The sequence below is a fragment of the Magnetococcus marinus MC-1 genome (assembly GCF_000014865.1).
GTDB classification, from domain to species: domain Bacteria; phylum Pseudomonadota; class Magnetococcia; order Magnetococcales; family Magnetococcaceae; genus Magnetococcus; species Magnetococcus marinus.
Genome location: NC_008576.1, coordinates 3,187,205 through 3,203,657 on the forward strand (window position 1 = coordinate 3,187,205; position 16,453 = coordinate 3,203,657).

General features: G+C 56.3%; 15 protein-coding genes. 3 read left to right on the plus strand and 12 right to left on the minus strand.

All coding sequences use genetic code 11. The features are described 5' to 3' along the window. Positions 1–36: 36 nt before the first annotated feature. A complete protein-coding gene (locus MMC1_RS20270; protein ID WP_011714119.1) occupies positions 37–648 on the plus strand; it encodes a YkgJ family cysteine cluster protein in 612 nt (203 codons plus the stop codon). A 107-nt stretch (positions 649–755) separates the two neighbouring features. On the opposite strand, the gene MMC1_RS12805 is transcribed toward MMC1_RS20270, so the two are convergent. From MMC1_RS12805 to MMC1_RS12830, 6 genes are all read right to left on the minus strand, one after another. Beyond that, on the minus strand, positions 756–1,016 hold the full coding sequence (locus MMC1_RS12805) for a HypC/HybG/HupF family hydrogenase formation chaperone (protein ID WP_011714120.1): 261 nt from the start codon (positions 1,014–1,016) through the stop codon (positions 756–758). Next, a complete protein-coding gene (locus tag MMC1_RS12810; protein ID WP_011714121.1) occupies positions 1,007–1,558 on the minus strand; it encodes a HyaD/HybD family hydrogenase maturation endopeptidase in 552 nt (183 codons plus the stop codon). The genes MMC1_RS12805 and MMC1_RS12810 overlap by 10 nt, the downstream gene beginning before the upstream one ends. 103 nt (positions 1,559–1,661) lie before the next feature. Continuing rightward, positions 1,662–3,365: a nickel-dependent hydrogenase large subunit gene (locus MMC1_RS12815; RefSeq protein ID WP_011714122.1), complete on the minus strand. Its 1,704-nt coding sequence runs from the start codon at positions 3,363–3,365 to the stop codon at positions 1,662–1,664. A 26-nt stretch (positions 3,366–3,391) separates the two neighbouring features. Further along, positions 3,392–4,540 carry a Ni/Fe-hydrogenase cytochrome b subunit gene (gene hybB / locus MMC1_RS12820; protein WP_011714123.1) on the minus strand — a complete coding sequence of 383 codons (1,149 nt, stop codon included), beginning with the start codon at positions 4,538–4,540 and terminating at the stop codon, positions 3,392–3,394. Next, the gene (gene hybA, locus MMC1_RS12825; protein WP_011714124.1) at positions 4,537–5,559 is read right to left on the minus strand and encodes a hydrogenase 2 operon protein HybA; all 1,023 of its coding nucleotides are present in this window, start codon (positions 5,557–5,559) and stop codon (positions 4,537–4,539) included. The genes hybB and hybA overlap by 4 nt, the downstream gene beginning before the upstream one ends. Before the next feature lie 10 nt (positions 5,560–5,569). Further along, complete coding sequence (locus tag MMC1_RS12830; protein ID WP_011714125.1) at positions 5,570–6,700, minus strand: hydrogenase small subunit; 1,131 nt, start codon at positions 6,698–6,700, stop codon at positions 5,570–5,572. 405 nt (positions 6,701–7,105) lie between these two features. On the opposite strand from MMC1_RS12830, the gene MMC1_RS12835 reads away from it, so the two are divergent. After that, positions 7,106–7,306 carry a hypothetical protein gene (locus MMC1_RS12835; protein WP_041641229.1) on the plus strand — a complete coding sequence of 67 codons (201 nt, stop codon included), beginning with the start codon at positions 7,106–7,108 and terminating at the stop codon, positions 7,304–7,306. Positions 7,307–7,393: 87 nt separating this feature from the next. On the opposite strand, the gene MMC1_RS12840 is transcribed toward MMC1_RS12835, so the two are convergent. From MMC1_RS12840 to MMC1_RS12865, 6 genes are all read right to left on the minus strand, one after another. Next, positions 7,394–8,305: a DNA alkylation repair protein gene (locus MMC1_RS12840; protein ID WP_011714126.1), complete on the minus strand. Its 912-nt coding sequence runs from the start codon at positions 8,303–8,305 to the stop codon at positions 7,394–7,396. Positions 8,306–8,429: 124 nt separating this feature from the next. Further along, positions 8,430–10,259 (minus strand): IS1634 family transposase, encoded by a 1,830-nt coding sequence (locus MMC1_RS12845; RefSeq protein WP_041641230.1) that lies wholly within the window; start codon positions 10,257–10,259, stop codon positions 8,430–8,432. A gap of 130 nt (positions 10,260–10,389) precedes the next feature. After that, on the minus strand, positions 10,390–10,614 hold the full coding sequence (locus tag MMC1_RS12850) for a hypothetical protein (protein WP_011714128.1): 225 nt from the start codon (positions 10,612–10,614) through the stop codon (positions 10,390–10,392). Next, complete coding sequence (locus tag MMC1_RS12855; protein WP_011714129.1) at positions 10,601–13,702, minus strand: efflux RND transporter permease subunit; 3,102 nt, start codon at positions 13,700–13,702, stop codon at positions 10,601–10,603. Before MMC1_RS12855 ends, MMC1_RS12850 begins: the two co-directional genes overlap by 14 nt. A gap of 24 nt (positions 13,703–13,726) precedes the next feature. Next, the gene (locus MMC1_RS12860) at positions 13,727–14,791 is read right to left on the minus strand and encodes an efflux RND transporter periplasmic adaptor subunit (protein ID WP_011714130.1); all 1,065 of its coding nucleotides are present in this window, start codon (positions 14,789–14,791) and stop codon (positions 13,727–13,729) included. A 214-nt stretch (positions 14,792–15,005) separates the two neighbouring features. Then, positions 15,006–15,644, minus strand: coding sequence for a TetR/AcrR family transcriptional regulator (locus MMC1_RS12865; protein WP_041641231.1), 639 nt, complete (start codon positions 15,642–15,644; stop codon positions 15,006–15,008). A gap of 216 nt (positions 15,645–15,860) precedes the next feature. Here MMC1_RS12865 and MMC1_RS12870 point away from each other — a divergent pair, with 216 nt between their 5' ends. After that, positions 15,861–16,436: a TMEM165/GDT1 family protein gene (locus tag MMC1_RS12870; RefSeq protein WP_041642703.1), complete on the plus strand. Its 576-nt coding sequence runs from the start codon at positions 15,861–15,863 to the stop codon at positions 16,434–16,436. Positions 16,437–16,453 lie beyond the last annotated feature (17 nt).

Genomic DNA, 16,453 nt, shown 5'->3' on the forward strand with positions numbered 1-16,453 from the left:
GCCGCACCGGCCTCCACTGTCGCCCAAGGAGCCCCCATGTCAACAGAGCCCCACCCCACCCTGGCAAGCCCTGACCCCATGACCCCCTTTGACGCGGCCCCCAACCTGGCGCTGGTGGCCGCGCAGCTCTGTAAAGGGTGCGGGCTTTGCTGTAGCGGCAGTTTTTTTAGCTATGTCACCCTACACCCCCATGAGCAGGCCCATTTAACCGAACTTGGCCTGCCCTCCTATACCCAGAGCAATGGGGAGATTCTCTTTGACCACCCCTGCCCACGTTTGAAACAGGGCTTGTGCAGCATCTATGCAGAGCGCCCCAAACAGTGCCAAGGCTATCACTGCCAGCTGGTGAAAGAGATCTGGATGGGCACCCTCACCCCCCAGCAGGGCGAACGCATTATTATGACCGCCAAGCAACGGCACGACTGGTTAATCCAACAGGCCAAAACGTTGGAGGGGCGCCCCCCGGGGCCGCTCAATCTGCGCACCTTTCTCTACCAATATTACCGTCATAACAAAAAACGCCCGCTGGAGCCCCAGGAGCGCGATTTTGTACGCAGCAGCTTTGAATATCTCGCCCTCATCCGCCGCCATTTTCATGAAACCAGCATCCTCGGCAAATATGCCGCATGGTTACAACAGTTGGCGTAAGGACAAGGGGCTAACCCCTGTGCATCACCAGGGTTAGCCCCTTGCGCATGGCAAGATCGCCATCCCCGTGCTGCGGCAAGCGCGGGGGTCGGCACAGTTCACCAGGATCACCCTTCAAAAAACAGATCCAAATTGGCATTAGGGTCACCATTGACTGCGGCCTGTAGCTGCGCCATAGCGGCCAGAATGCGTAAGGCGTCGGCCTCCTCCAACACCTCACGGGCGGAACCCAGATAGTTCACCACCCACTGCCCCACAGGTTGCGGCCCGGTCAGCATCATATTGACCTCCACCAGCCCATCAGGACCCTGGCAGAGCGCCATAAAATCCCGCTCCTCCACCACCTGCACCGGCATGCCTAAGCACATTTTACCCGCTCCAACGCCGCTTGCTGTTGCCAAAAACCCCGCAGCGGCTGCGCCCGCTTAACCAGTTCGACCCCCAACCGCTCAAGCTCCACCACCAACTGGGCCACCATCGCCTCCACCCCCTGCTCGGCCTCTGGCGTCAAACCCAGCCTATTCTCCAAGCTGTGGGGCACCAACCCCACAATGGTCACATGTTCCGGCTGCTCATCGGTTAAGCTCAATAGCGCCAGCAGATCCGACAAACCCAACTGATGGTTGGAGAGCTTGGTCTGAAAAAAGGCAGGCACCTGCTCATCGGCAATGCGCACCAAAGTGCCATTGGCATCCCCGGTATGGATGGCATCGGCCACAATCAACTGCTTCACCCCGCGCATGGGCTGCAACAGCTCTGTACCGGTGGTACCACCATCCATAAGGGTCACGCAATCGGGTACAATATAGCGGCACTCCAGCGCCTCCACCGCGCGCACCCCCACCCCTTCATCCTGCATAAGGATGTTACCCAAGCCCAAAACCAGTATCTCTTTATTTTCCGTATACATGGTATTTCAACCCCACCACCAACCCTGCATGAATGCCTCTACCCACAGCCTCGCTAACAGGGCTGACCCATAACCACTAGGCCAGCCCCTTAACACCGCTTGATTAGAGCGCTTTAACCTTTACAATTTCACGCTTTTCGGTATCCACCATATGAATGGCACAGGCGATACAAGGATCAAAGGAGTGCACCGTACGCAACACCTCCAACGGCTTTTCAGGATCGGCCACTGGGGTATCCAACAAGGACATCTCATAAGGGCCAGGATCGCCATTTTCAGCACGGGGACCGGCGTTCCAGGTAGAGGGAACCACCGCCTGATAGTTTTTAATCTTACCCTTTTCAATCACCACCCAGTGGGATAAGGCCCCACGAGGCGCCTCATGGAAACCAAAACCACGCACCTCACCCTTGGGCATGGTGGGGGGATTGAAGGTCTCCAGATCACCGGTGCCAATGTTGTTTACCAGGGCATGCCACTGATCCTTCAGGGTATCCATCATCACCGCACAGCGCACCGCACGAGCAGCATGGCGGCCAATGGTGGAGTTTAAAGCCTCCAACGGCACATCCTGCAATCTACCCACGCTCTTGAGGGTGTTGATGGCCGTGTTCAGGTGGCGCTTGGCAGGCTCGTGACCCGCCGCCACACTCACCAACACATTGGCCAGCGGTCCAACCTCGGCCCGCTCGCCGTAGAAGGTGGGGGCTTTAATCCAGGAGTATTGGCCATCTTCGTTAAAGTCGTTGTAGTTGGGCTCGGTCTCGCCCTCCCACGGATGCAGCGTCTTGTCCCCATGGTACCATGCGTGTTTAGAGCTTTCGGCCACACCCTCTTGAAAATATTTATCCCCATGGGCTTTGATGGGTTTAAAGGTGGAGAGATCCCCCCCTTTAATGTAACCACCAGGCAGGTCAAAGATCGTGCCCTTGCTATCCTGCGGGCAGTCGGGCACCGACAGATAGTTGATCACACCACCACCAACCTTGGTCCAATCCAGATAGAAGGCCCCCACCGCTGGCACATCCACCATGTAGACCGAATGGATAAACTTCTCCAACTTATCCATGAAGCCCTTAATAAACATCAAGCGCTCCATGTTGAGCACCGAAGGCGCATCATGGCTGATGGAGTTTGACACCCCACCCACGGCAACATTTTGAATATGGGGACTTTTACCCCCAAGAATCGCCACGATCTTATTGCAATAGTTTTGTACTTCCAACGCTTGCAGGTAGTGGGCTACCGCCATTAGGTTAACCTCTGGCGGCAGCTTCATCTCGGGATGCCCCCAAAAGCCGGTGGCAAAGGGGCCAAGCTGCCCGCTCTCCACAAATTTTTTCAGACGGTTCTGCACCGCCGTCATCTCATGCACACCATTGAGGGACCAATCGGAGAGGGATTCTGCCAATTGCGCCGCCGCCCGGGGGTCCGCTTTGAGTGCAGAGACCACATCCACCCAATCCACCGCCGAGAGGTGATAAAAGTGGACAATATGATCCTGGATCGCATGGGCGGTCTGGATAATATTACGGATCAACTGGGCATTAACCGGCACCTCCATACCCAGCGCGTTTTCCACCGCACGCACCGAGGTAATGGCGTGTACCGTGGTGCAAACCCCACAAAAACGCTGGGTGTAGGTCCACGCTTCCAGGGGGTCACGACCCACCAGAATTTTTTCAATACCGCGCCACATCTGGCCCGAAGACCACGCCTTGGTCACGCGCCCGTTATCCACCTCCACATCAATACGCAGGTGGCCTTCAATTCGGGTAATGGGATCGACAGTGATACGAGTCGCCACAATCTTTACTCCTTATTCTATCGTGCTCAGGCGTGCTTGGCGCGGTGCAGCACGGGGAAGATTTTTACCATAGTCAGATAGGCCATAATCTCAATGGCGATCACACCCAGCGTGACCATAATCTCAGGTGCCGATGGAAAATAGCTGTATCCAGGACCTGGGTTATAGCCAATTAAAAAGGCGTTAAAGCGATAGAGAGAGCCTGCCAACAGCAGCCCCATACCGGCGATAAGGAGCAGTTTGGCGCTGCTGCGCTTGAGCGGATCTTTAAGGATCAGCAGCGGCACCACAAACAGAGCGGTTTCTATAAGAAACATCAGCGTATTCAGGTTGGCGTGCAGCAGCAGGCCCAACTTACCCCGCAGCAGCAGTTCACCAAAACGCACCAACAGATAGAGCGAGACCAGCCACACAATCGCCTTGGCCAATTTTTGTAGCAGCGGGGTTTCGGCGGGTTGCGCCAAGCCGACGGTGCTCATGGAGGCTTCAAAGATCACCACCGAAAAGCCCATAATGATGGCGGTTAGAATGGCCAACAGCGGCTGCAACTGGAGCGACTGCCACAGAGGATCAATCTTGTAGCCCATCACAATCAGCATGGAGCCCAGCGAGGACTGGTGCATGGTGGGCAGCAGCACCCCCAGCGCCAAGAAGAAGAACAGCACTTTGTTAAGGGACTTTAACTTGTGCGCTTTACCCGCCTTTTCAAACGGTACCGGTGCAAACTCGATGAGCAGCACCATAATGTAGGTAAAGACGCACAACCCCACTTCGAGCATCACCGAGTTAAAGTTCCAGTTCCACGGCAGCAGGATATTGTAGAACTGCCACCAGCGGCCCATATCAAACAGCGCCCCAAAACCACCCAGCGCATAACCCAGCAGCGAAGCCAAAATGGCGGGCCGGATCAAGGGGTGGTACTCCCCCTTGTTAAAGACATAGATGGTAATTGCCAGCGCATAGCCCCCACACGCCAGGGCGGTGCCCACCACCACGTCATAGACCACCCAGATACCCCAGGGATAGCCCCCGTTCAGGTTAGAGACCGCCCCCATTCCATGGATAAAACGTTGCGCCATAAAATAGATGCCAATGGCCGCAATCACCCCGAGAAAGAGGAAGGATTTGGTCAACAGTTTGGTACCTATCGGCTGATAAGAGCTGTAGTGGCTCATGATTGCCCCCCCTTATCTGCATGCTCAATATCGGTGTCCATGCCCGATTCATCCCCCTGGGCCAGGGTATTGCGCCGCACAATGGCGGTTAACCCAGCCAAGGCCACCGCAGGCAGTGCCATGTAGCGATAGAGCCCATGCTGCACCCCTTCGGAGATGGCGGCGTAAGAGCGCTCACCCAGCGGCGGCATGCCCAATTTGTCAAAGGGAATGGCCGAGATGTGCAGGACATTGGTCCCGCCCGCCTCTTTTTCACCCCACACGTGGGGTTGATAGTGAGGCACCGCCTTTTCGTGGGGTTGGCTGGGGTTGGCCAGATCACCCCGGGGATAGGCATAGGTTGTACCGGGCTGCAAGGCCATGCGCCGTTTGGCTTCGGCCAGCAGATCGCTACGCTTGCCAAACAGCGTGGCCCCAGTGGGGCACACCTCCGCACAGCCGGTCATCTGCCCGTTGTCGATGCGCGATACCCCAGCCTGATTGCACATTTGGCATTTTTGAATCTGACCAAAGGGTTTATCATATTCAAATTGAGGCACATTATAGGGGCAACCGGTCATGCAGGTGCGGCACCCAATGCAAGCATCAGCATGGTGGGTGACAATCCCGGTTAAGCTGTTGCGGCGCATGGCCGTTACCGGACAGGCGGAGACGCAGCCAGGATCCACGCAGTGCATACAGCTACGCTTTTCAAAGGCGTAACCATCCTTGAGTTGGTCCTTGTTTTGACCACTTCCCGATTTAAACACCTTGATAACATTGTGGGTTTGTCCCGACAGATCACGAGCAGAATCCCAGGTTTGGTTGGTCCCATCCTGCACCGGCGGCAGACCATTGACCTCTTTACACTTGCTCACGCACGCCTTACACCCCACACAGAGGGTGGCATCGTAGAGCATGCCCACCGCTTCGGGGGCGGGTTGCAAATTTTCACGGGCTTGCGCCGATGCCGCCACGCCACCGCATGTTACGGCGGCGACACTACCCACTGCGGCCTTTAAAAACGCTCTGCGTTGCATGGCACCCTCCTTAACCCTGGTCATCGGAGAGATGCTCTTGCTGGCCCAATTTTTTGGCCGCCATCGCACCCGCGCCAATGGCCACACCGATGCCCACCCCCGCCAAACCGGCAGATAGCGCGCTTGCCGCGTTGGTGTTTTCCCGCGAATCAATGGCTGGGAAGGTGTTGGGCGCGGTATGGGTTTTTACATCGGCCAGCGAGAAGAGCGGTTTGGTAAAGCCCACCCCACCCTCGGAACAACCAAAGCAGGGATGCCCCACCCCAACCGGCCACACACCACCCCCCACATTGTTGAACTCCAGGCTGGGGCAGTTATTGTAGGTCTCTGGCCCTTTGCAGCCCAACTTATAGAGGCACCACCCCTGTTTATGCCCCTCATCGCCAAACTGGGTGGCAAAACGACCAGCATCAAAGTGGGGACGACGGTAACAGTTTTCATGAATCAGGCGGCCATAGGCCCATTTGGGGCGGCCTTGAGCATCCAGCGGGGGCAACTTACCGTAGGTGACAAAATAGAGCACCGTACCCAAAAAGTTGGCTGGGTTAGGGGGACAGCCCGGAATGGTCACCACTGGCTTATCGGTAATCACCGCCGGGGCCCCCACCGCACCGGTGGGGTTGATGCCCGATGAGGGCACCCCACCCCAACTGGCACAGGAACCAAAAGCGATGATAGCCGCCGCATGCTCGGCAGCCTCTTTGGTGGCCTCCAGCATGGTTTGACCGCCGATTTTGCAATAAATACCGCCATCGGCCAGGGGAATGGAGCCCTCAATAACCAACACATACTTGCCCTTATTTTCCTCCATGGATTGCCGTTTACGCGCTTCCACACCATGACCCGCCCCGGCATCCAGGGTTTGGTGATACTCCAGGGAGATTAGATCTAAAATCAGGGTTTCCAGACTGGGCTGCTCCGAACGCAGCAGCGTCTCTGAAGGACCGGTACACTCTTGGCCATGCAGCCAGATCACCGGGGGCCGCTTTTTGGCCGTGACCACCGCCTCGGCCATGGCCAAACCCGCATTTCCACCGAGTCCCATGGAGGCGGCGACACCCGCGCAAAACTTTAAAAAGGCCCGACGGGAAACCCCCAGTCGCTGTTCCAAATCCAGAAAATCGCTCTCTGTTACTGCCATTGAGGGTCTCCCTATTGCGAAACAGCCCTGCCCGCACAGACAGAGCCAAAAACAGGTGCGTTGGCAGGTGCGGAACCCCTAGCGTCCACCCACACCAGACCTTTCACCCTATAGCAACGGAGAGACCAAAATTAATTCTTTTATATTCATGTGTTTATAACTATGTCCATTTTATCATTCAGGCTTTTCTGCAAACCAAGTTGCGATTTCTTAAACAAATTGGAAGGTTGGTTTACATCTTTATGCAAGCCACCACACAAGCCTGCGGTCAACGCCAGCCCCCCTTCCATCACTGGCTCAAGGGCAGCAGTCTTGCTAGAATGGGCGGCGACACACACGCCCTTTCAACCCAGATGGAAAACGCCAGGCGCTGCCTGCCCGCGTTTTAGGTAGGCGAGTTTTTTTATGAAATATTATCGGTTATTCCCCCTCTTAACGGGGCTTGGTATGGTGGTGGCGGTGGTGGGATTGGGCGGCATGGCCTACTTTGCCGAGCAACACAAAGCAATCTCAGACACCCTGGGCACGGCGGGTTACATCGGCCTTTACACGGCGATTGTGGCGGGTATGTTAACCATGATGTTTATGCCTTCGGATCGCAGATAGCCGGGAACGGGGCGGCGTAGCCCTTGGCGCATAGGCGCACGCAACAAACCCGCTAGGGGTAGCACACCCCACCAGCGCGACCCCTGTTTAGATCACCCGCAGATCAAACTCCGCCCCAGCCAAGGCTTGCCCATTGACCAGCAACTCTAAACGATGTTGCCCACTATAGTAACGCCGGGTGGTGATCACCTTGATGGGGTGATGCCGCTGCATGCCCACCGTCTGACCCGCAGAGAGGGTGAGTTTTTTCCACTTAAACACCTTGGCGGTGCGCTGCCCATTGGCTTTTACATGGTAAATGGCGTAGTCCAAAATCAAATTTTGCTCACTCTGCGCCTGTAGCTCCACCCCAAAAGAGAGCCGCTCACCCAGCGTAACTTGGGGGGTAAAGAGCTGCAACGACACCCCCTGTAGGATTGGCGGCGCATAACCCAACAGGGCCAATGCCCCGGCATGCCCCTGCTTGATCAGGGTACGGCAGGCGTGTTGCATCAACCGTAGCCGCGCTTGGCTGGCACCAACTCGCCACGGCATTAAAAAATCCACCACCTGCTGGGGATGATCCTTGGCAATGTCGTTTAAGTTATTGGCAACCGAACGCCGCACATAGGCTGAAGGATCATCCATCAACCGCGCCAACAGCGGCCACAGCGGGGTAGGGTCCGCGCGCAAAGCGGGCAGTTGCATACCCCACGGCAACCGAGGTCGACTCCCCTCCGAGGCCAAGCGCCGCAGATGTTCATTCTCATCCCTCGCCCACAGCATAAGCTGCGCCATGCTCTGCTGGGGGTCGTGCTGTAAAAAGGGGCGTATGGCAAACTCCGCTGAAAAGCGTTGTGTCATCGCCCCCAGCAGAGCCAACGCAGACGCCCCTTCATGCAGCCCCCGCTCGGCCACATAATCGGCCATGGGCATAATGGCCCACCCTGCAACACCCCGTTCATCCATCACCATATCGGCCAAAGCGGCATCCTGCACCGGGTGCAGCGCGGCCTCCAACCCTTGCGCGGCTTGGCTAACCCATGTTTAACAGGCTATTGTAGAAGATCTTAAAATACAGAATCTTACGATGTGTATTTTTTTCGAGTGGCACTACAAACTGTGCATTCTTTGGAAAATGTGCTCAGACGACCATCTTTTTCACCCCGCCTGGGTTTGCATGGATTCCAAGCGCCTGGAAGATTTTCTGTTGTTCAGGCTCAGGTCTGGTGGCTTTGCGCACCTGCAAGGAATGTCCATCGGGTCGTCGAAATGAAGCGGTAATCCGGCACTGGCTGGAGAGGATGTCTCGCAGCGTGCTCCAGCGACCGTGGATACCTTTTTCCGCCAATTGTTGACGTATTATCTGTACGATCTGGTAGGTCAGCACGGTGATAAACAGATGACCATCGCTGCGTTCCTCTTTCCGATGGAAGAGTGGACGCAAGCCCAATTCCGATTTGAGAGAGCGAAACACCGATTCCAGATCCGTGAGGGTGATGTAGGTGCGCCATAAGCGCTCCTCATCCCAGCCGGTCTCGTTGCTACGCAGGCAGTAGACCCCAGGGTGGGTCAGCGAGGTGCCATCGAGCGGTTTTTGTTTCCAATGGATGGCTTGGGCCTGCAAACCACTGTCGTCCGGGATGATTTCGATGTGGTAGTGCTGGCCTATACCACGATTTTTTTCTTTCAGCCGTCCAATGCGCTCCCAAAGTTTATCGATATTCTTTGTGGTGCGGGGCTTGGAAAGCCCCTCGGAGAGCTTAGTCAGACCGGCTTCAAAGCGCTCGGCAAAACGCCGGGAGATCCCCTTTTCCTTTTCCGCACGGCGTTGGGAATGACAGTAAAGCCTCACCTCCTGGCCATCGTCGCTGAGAACTTTTTGGATGTGGATCTGTTCCTTTGCGGCCGTTTCGATACATGCAGCACCGTTGAAATCGAATTGCCGCTCGCGTTCTCGGCTGACCACCAGATAACGATAGCCTTTGTCGCGTAACCAGACAAGATTGGCCTCAGTGGCTACCCCCCGATCCATAACCACCAAGGCACCATTGGGAGCATTCAAGCCTTTGAGCATCCCTTCCAGGGTGCTCCCTTCGGAGACATTGCCGGGGAAAATCTGCGAACGGCGCACAAACCCGCTACCGTCGAGTACCAGACCCAAGGTCAACAGGGGAGAGTCGCAACGCTTCTCCTTTGAGCGCCCCCGCTGAGCTTTGCTGTTTCCTTCTGCCTCTCCCTCAAAATAGGTATTGGTCAAATCGTATAAGGTGACGGTGCCCGGCAGGTTGAATAGATCGTTAATCTTGGAAAACAATCTGTTTTCGATAGCCTCGCGGTTTCTGATCAATAGGTCTGAAACTCGGTAAAATTGCATCAGGCTCATGGTCTCGAAGTCCACATCAAGCAACTCCCCTAGGCCGCTTTGGGCGCTGAGCCATCTATGCAGCGCCCGTTCGGAACCAGGTGCGGCCATGCGTCCAATAATGGCGCCGATGGCTGCGGCTCGCTGAGGGCCGGTTAGTCCGACATCGGCCAACAGTTCTGTAAACCCTGCCTTACCCATGGCCCATAGTCCCACCTGCTCCACCCCCACACTCCGGGGGCGGTTCATTTCAAGAGAGTCCACCAATACTGTTTGCACATCCTCTGGGGAAAGGCCGGTTTCCGTCTCCTTGGCAGACGGGATTGCTTCCGGCTGACGGGTCAACAATTGCGCGACAATACGCTGGGCCTCCCGCTCCACTTGCGAAGGACAATCAAGAGAAATCAGTGTCTTCTGAGGGCTTAGCAGTTGATCGATACGTGAACACAAGGTGGGCCAGTGATTCTGGCCTATGGCGAAATGACGGCCAAGATTCAAGAGTGTCACCTGCCTGACCTTCGTGCCGACACGAAGGGATTGAACCAGGCGATGCGTGTAGTAAGATTCGCCTGTGGCTGTATTGCGGGTTTGTGTGCGTCGTATATACATATTCGGAATTATACCAAAAGAACCATGGTGGCGCAAGACATAATAATTTATTATGGCACTACAAAACATGTTTGAATTTGTGAGTACATATAAATCAATATGTTAAAATACATCAACAGGCCAAACATGCCTAAATTCGGCAGAGAAACGTTAAACATGGGCTAAAGGATGCGGGCAAAGTGGCGACCAGCGCACGGGTAATCTGCCGAGAACGGGCCTTGAGCTCCAGCGCATCCAACCCCTGCAAGGCGATGTGACAAAAACGCGGCCCATCAAAACCGGGCATCACCCGTTGCAAATGGGCCGCCATGGCCCTTACCAACGGCGCGTTAAACCGCTCTTTAAACGGCTCCATGGCCACGCTTCCCCCCCCACACTCTATGAATACGTGCAGCCAACGCCACCCAGCCCACCAACAAGCAGGGGGTGAGTAACAGGGTTAAAGGGGTAGCAAAGGTCAACCCCCCGGCAATGGTGGTGGAGAGCTGTATCCACCACTGGGTCGAGGGCGAACCGATCAAAATCTCCCGCCCCATTAAATCCAGATTAACCCCCAGCGCCATGGGCATCAGCCCCAAAATGGTGGTACCGGCGGTTAATAATACCGGGCGCAAGCGCTGCTCCCCCGCCATCTTGGCGGCCTCCAAAGCGTTGTGCCCTTCGGCCCGCAAACCATTGTAACAGTCAATCAGCACAATATTATTGTTGACCACGATCCCCCCAAGGGCAATGATCCCAATACCCCCCATGACAATGCCAAAGGGCTCTCCCGATACCAGCAGCCCCAGCAGCACCCCCGCTGTGGAAAAAATAATGGCCGACAATACCAATACCGCCTGAAACAGGCTATTAAACTGCGTCACCAGTACCAGAAACATCAAAAAAATCGCCACCACAAAGGCTTTGCTCAAAAAGGCCATGGTCTCCTGCTGATCCTCATCCTCCCCCTTAAAGGTGACGTCAATCCCCTTTCCCAGCTCCATACTGGCGAGCCTCTTTTTAAGCTGGGTCACTTGCGTATCGACCAACAACCCCTCTGCCACATCCGCCGAGATGGTCACCACCCGACTGCCCCCACTGCGCTTGATCGACTCCACCTTGGGAGCCGCCACCACCTGCACAAAGTTGCTTAACGGCACCGACCCCCGTTGCGTTGGGGTACGCAAGCTATTAAGAAGGTCTAAGTGACGAAAACTTTCGGGAAAACGTAACCGAATATCCACCTCGTCATCGGCATCGCTGGGACGATAATTGCCCATCAACACGCCACTGGTAACCAGCTGCACGGCGGAGCCTACCGTGGCCACATCGGCCCCAAAACGGGCCGCTTCGGCGCGGTTCACCAACACCCGCCACTCAACCCCTGGGGGGGCACGATCATCCTCCATATCGACAAAACCGCCCATGCCCGTCATCGCTTGGCGAATCTGTTCGACCGCCGCTTCTGGCGCGGCACCTTCATTTGCCACCACCTTTAACTGCACCGGTTTACCCCCACCGGGACCATCCTCCTGCTTGCGTACCTCAATCTCCACCCCCGCCACACCCTGTAAACGCTGACGAATTTCGTCCAGAATGCGGTTGGCTGGGCGGCGTTGATCCCAATCCACAAACTCAAGCTGGATCACCCCAATGGTATCCTCTGCCCGCCCCGCCCCACCGCCATGGGCAAAAGAGCGCCCATACACCACCTTTAGCTCCCCATAGCCCAGCAACTGGTTTTCCACCTGCTGCACCACCTCATCCTTTTCGTGAATCGACAGATCCCCACGCCCATGGATGATAATCTGCGCAAAGTCGGGCTCCACATCCGGAAAAAACTCCACCCCCTTACCCACCTGCCCATAAAGCACAAAAGCGCCGACCATAAAGAGCAACGCCACCAACAATACCTTGCCTGGATGGGGTAATAACGTCGCCAGCAGCCGACCATAGAGCCGACCACCCCATCCCCCCTGGTTATCAGGAGAGGGTGCCCTATGGCTGACCAAACCTCCCAATACTGGCATAAAGATCAAGGCCATCGCCAACGAAGCCGACAGCGCCAATAGCACCGTCATGGGCAGATATTTCATAAATTGCCCAATCACCCCAGGCCAAAACATCAGGGGCATAAACACCGCCAAGGTGGTCACCGTCGAAGAGATCACCGGCCAAGCCATGCGCTTGGCCGCATTTTGAAACGCCAGCAAACCCGGCTCCCCCCACCCCCGCCGCTGCTGCGCCTGCTCCACCACCACAATGGCCCCATCCACCAGCATGCCCACCACCAGGATCAGACTGAACAGCACCACAATATTGATGGTCACACCCAACAGATCCAGAGCCAAAATCGCCGCCAAAAAGGCCCCAGGAATGGCCAACCCTACCAGCACCGCTGCCCGCCCCCCCAACGCCCCCACCACCACGATCATCACCAAGACGATGGCCGCCAACACATTATTCTCAAGATCCCCCAACATATCCTGAATACGGGTGGATTGATCGTTAGAAAAACCCACCGTTACCGGCAGCGTCCAGCCTTGCTGGGTTTGTTTGACCACCTGTTTGACCTCGGCCACCATATCCAGAATATTGGCCCCCAACCGTTTTTTAACCTCCAGGGTTAGAGTAGGGTTGCCATCCATACGGGCAAATCCCTCGGGGTCTTTTAAGGTGCGCCGCACCGTCGCCACTTGATCGAACGTGACCACCGTGTCCCCGCTCACCTTAACCGGCATGGCGAGCAGATCCGCCACCCCCTCCACCAGTCCCGGCGCTTTGATAGACATACGCCCCAAACCGGTATCAATCACCCCCGCAGGGACCAGCCGGTTGTTGCGGGTCACCAACTGCACAACCTCGGCAAAACTGATGTTAAGGGTCTCTAACAAAACGGGGTCCACCAGGATCTCTACCATCTCTTCCCGGTCGCCGCCAATGTCGACCTCCAACACCCCGCTCACCGCCTCGATACGATCTTTTAAATCGCGGGCCATTTTGCGTAGGGCCAGCGGATCCACCTGCCCCGACAACGCAACGGTGATCACCGGAAACAGCGCGACGTTGATCTCCTGCACCACCGGCTCGTCGGATTCACTGGGCATCTCGGGGCGGGCATCATCCACCTTTTGGCGCACCTTGCGCAGGGCGTTATCTGCATCAAAACCCGCCTCAAAGGTCAACGTCACCGAAACCGTGCCCACCGCCGCCACCGCGTCCATCTCTTTCAGACCGTCCAACCCCCGCAAAGCCTTTTCCAGGGGTTTAATCAGCAGACGTTCACCATCCTCGGGGGAGATCCCCTCATAACCCACCGAAACGATGATGATGGGAATTTTCACATCAGGATCAGACTCTTTGGGAATGGTCACATAGGAACTGGCACCGGCGATCAGCACAAACAAAAACACCAGCAGCGTGGTGCGGGCGTGGGTAAAGGCTGCGGTAATCATGGCATTCATGGTTTGGGCAGGTCCTTTTATCCCTTAAGAGCTTTGACGGGGGGTTACCTGCTGGCCCACCTTCACAAAACCACCCCCCAGGGTGATAATGGAGACACCTTCGGGCAGACCCGTCACCCAAATACCATCCAACCCAGCCTGCACCACCTGAACCCCATACCACACCACCTGTTGCTGGGCATCCACCGCTTTGACCCCCAAATTACCATGGGCATCCAGATTAAGCAGCGCGGGGGAAAGATGGTGCGCCTGCACCGCGCCCAAACTCAATACAATCTCCACGCTGGCTCCTAAGGGTAGCGTGCCATCGGGGTTGTCCACGCGTAACTCCACCCTATAGGTACGGGTTTGCGCATCGGCCAGAGGGCTGATGTACCCTACCGCCCCCGAGCGACGACGGCCATCCAGCCAGTTTGCTTGCCCAACCATACCCACATGGATGCTGCTCAACTTTTGCTGGGGTAGATCGGCCACCACTTTGACGCTGCTATCATCCAACAACTCCACCACCGCATCCCCAGGCGCGACATATTCACCCAGCTCCACAAACCGCTCTCGCACCACCCCCGCAAAGGGAGCCTGCAAGATTGTGTGCTGAATATCTAACTCAATCGCCGCCAATTCTGCCAGCGCGCCTTGTTGTTGGGCATTGGCCTCTTTAACCTGCAAATCGGCCTGATACCCCTTTTTGTTCAATGCTTTTGCCGCAAACAAAGCCGCTTCCGCTTGGGCCACACCCGCTTGGGCCAAACGACGGCGTGCGCCACGATCCTCTGGGCTTAAATGGACCAATGCCGCCCCCAGCTCAACGCGCTGACCACGCTCGGCGGGCAGCGCCACCACCCTGCCGGTGGTCTCGCTTTTTAAGGTTGCCACCCGCAGGGGCTGAGTCTGCCCCTGCAATACAATCTCACGCTGGATGCTCTGCAAGGCAAACTGTTTCACTTGAACACGGGGCAACGTCAGCGCGGGCTCCCCCCCTTTAACCCCCGAGGGGGCGGCCTGCTTGGCCCGCACCTGTTGGCCACCCGCTAACCAAACCGCCATTGCCATGGCCAACACCACCGCCACGATTAAAGAACGTTGCATGGTTGTACTCCCACCTTTACCGTATGCTGCTGTCCATAGCCTTCATTCAAACAGGTTCCCACCGGGTCATGGAACCACAACACCGCTGTACCGTGAATCCCCACAATAGCATGCTGCCGCCATGATCGACCTTTGTTCAAAGGGTGACCAATCGTCACATATTCAGCCGAAACCTATCCCAATTCACCCATATCGGCGGCGGTTAAGGCCGCCACTAACCCCTCTCTCGATCCATATAACAGAGACCGCTCAATACAAACTGGGTCATACGCTGGGTAAATTGAACCTTATCCACCCCATCATCCAGCCGGTTCCAAAGCATGGCGATCCCCCCTTCAAAGGCAGCCCGCGCGGTGCGTAACATCTCTTCCAACGGAATACCTCGGGGGAACACCCCCTCTTCCACGCCACGGGCGAGTATGCCCGCAAACAGCCGCTCAAAGGCTTCATCCTTATGCTGCAACAGTGAGCGGTAACTCTCTGGCAAGCGCTCCCGAAAATCCTTGGCACTGCAATAGAGTAGTAGCCGATGATACTTTTGCCCCGATAGATGCAGATTCCACAACCGTTCCAGCAGCGCCCTTAGCAGCGGAATGACCGGCTGCTGCATGTCCAAATGGTCGGTTAAGGTGTGGTAAAAATCCTTACCAAACTCAATAGAGAGCTGGGCATACAACGTATCTTTGCTGGGAAAATGTTTATAGATGGTGCCCTTACCAATCTCCGCAGCACGGGCAATATCCGCCACCGTCACCGTTTGCCACTCCGGCTGATCCATCAGTTCTAAGGCCGCATCCAAAATTTCCCGCTCGCGCCTGGCAAACTCCCGTGCTTTTCGATCCTGAACTGCCATGTCACCTCCAAAGTATCTGACCATAGGGCATTTTATGACCGCTGGTCAGATTCTTCAAAAAAACATTTCCTACCAATCCCTACAACGCCTTACGGTGGAGGCTGCAATGGGGTGTCAATATTGCCCATGGAGATGCAAAAAGGGTTTAATCTTAGCAGGTTTCGGGCTATGGTGTCTGCCCCAGCCCCACAGAATTTAACCCGAGGTAAACGACACATGGCGTTTGAGAGTATACCCACACCCATTGTCAGTACCGCGCTGCTCATCGGTTTAGCGGAGATGGGCGATAAGAGCCAGTTGGTCTGCATGGTGCTGGCCGCGCGGCACCGCCCCATGCCGGTGGTGGCGGGGGCCGCCCTGGCCTTTATGGTGTTAAATGGGGTGGCTGTCACCCTAGGAGGGGTCTTGGCGCAGCTGCTCCCCCACACACTGATTGCACTGCTGGCGGCGGGGCTGTTTGCCCTGTTTGGCGTGCAGATGCTGCGCACACCCGCTGACGACGAAGAGGAGCCCCTTCCACCCTCGAATCGAAGCCTGTTTTTCACCGCTCTGAGCATGATCTTGATGGCAGAGATGGGGGATAAAACCCAAATTGCGGTGGCGGGGCTCTCCACCACCCTAAACCCGGTTGATGTCTGGCTGGGGGCCACCTTGGCCTTAATCGCCACCTCGGCCATGGGTGCGCTGCTGGGGCATAAAGTGCTAACCCGCATGCCGATGCAGCGTTTGCATCAGGCGGGCGGACTCCTTTTCCTACTTATGGCGCTCATGGCGTTGTCGCGGCTGTGGTAGAGGGCGGCTTCCGTTTA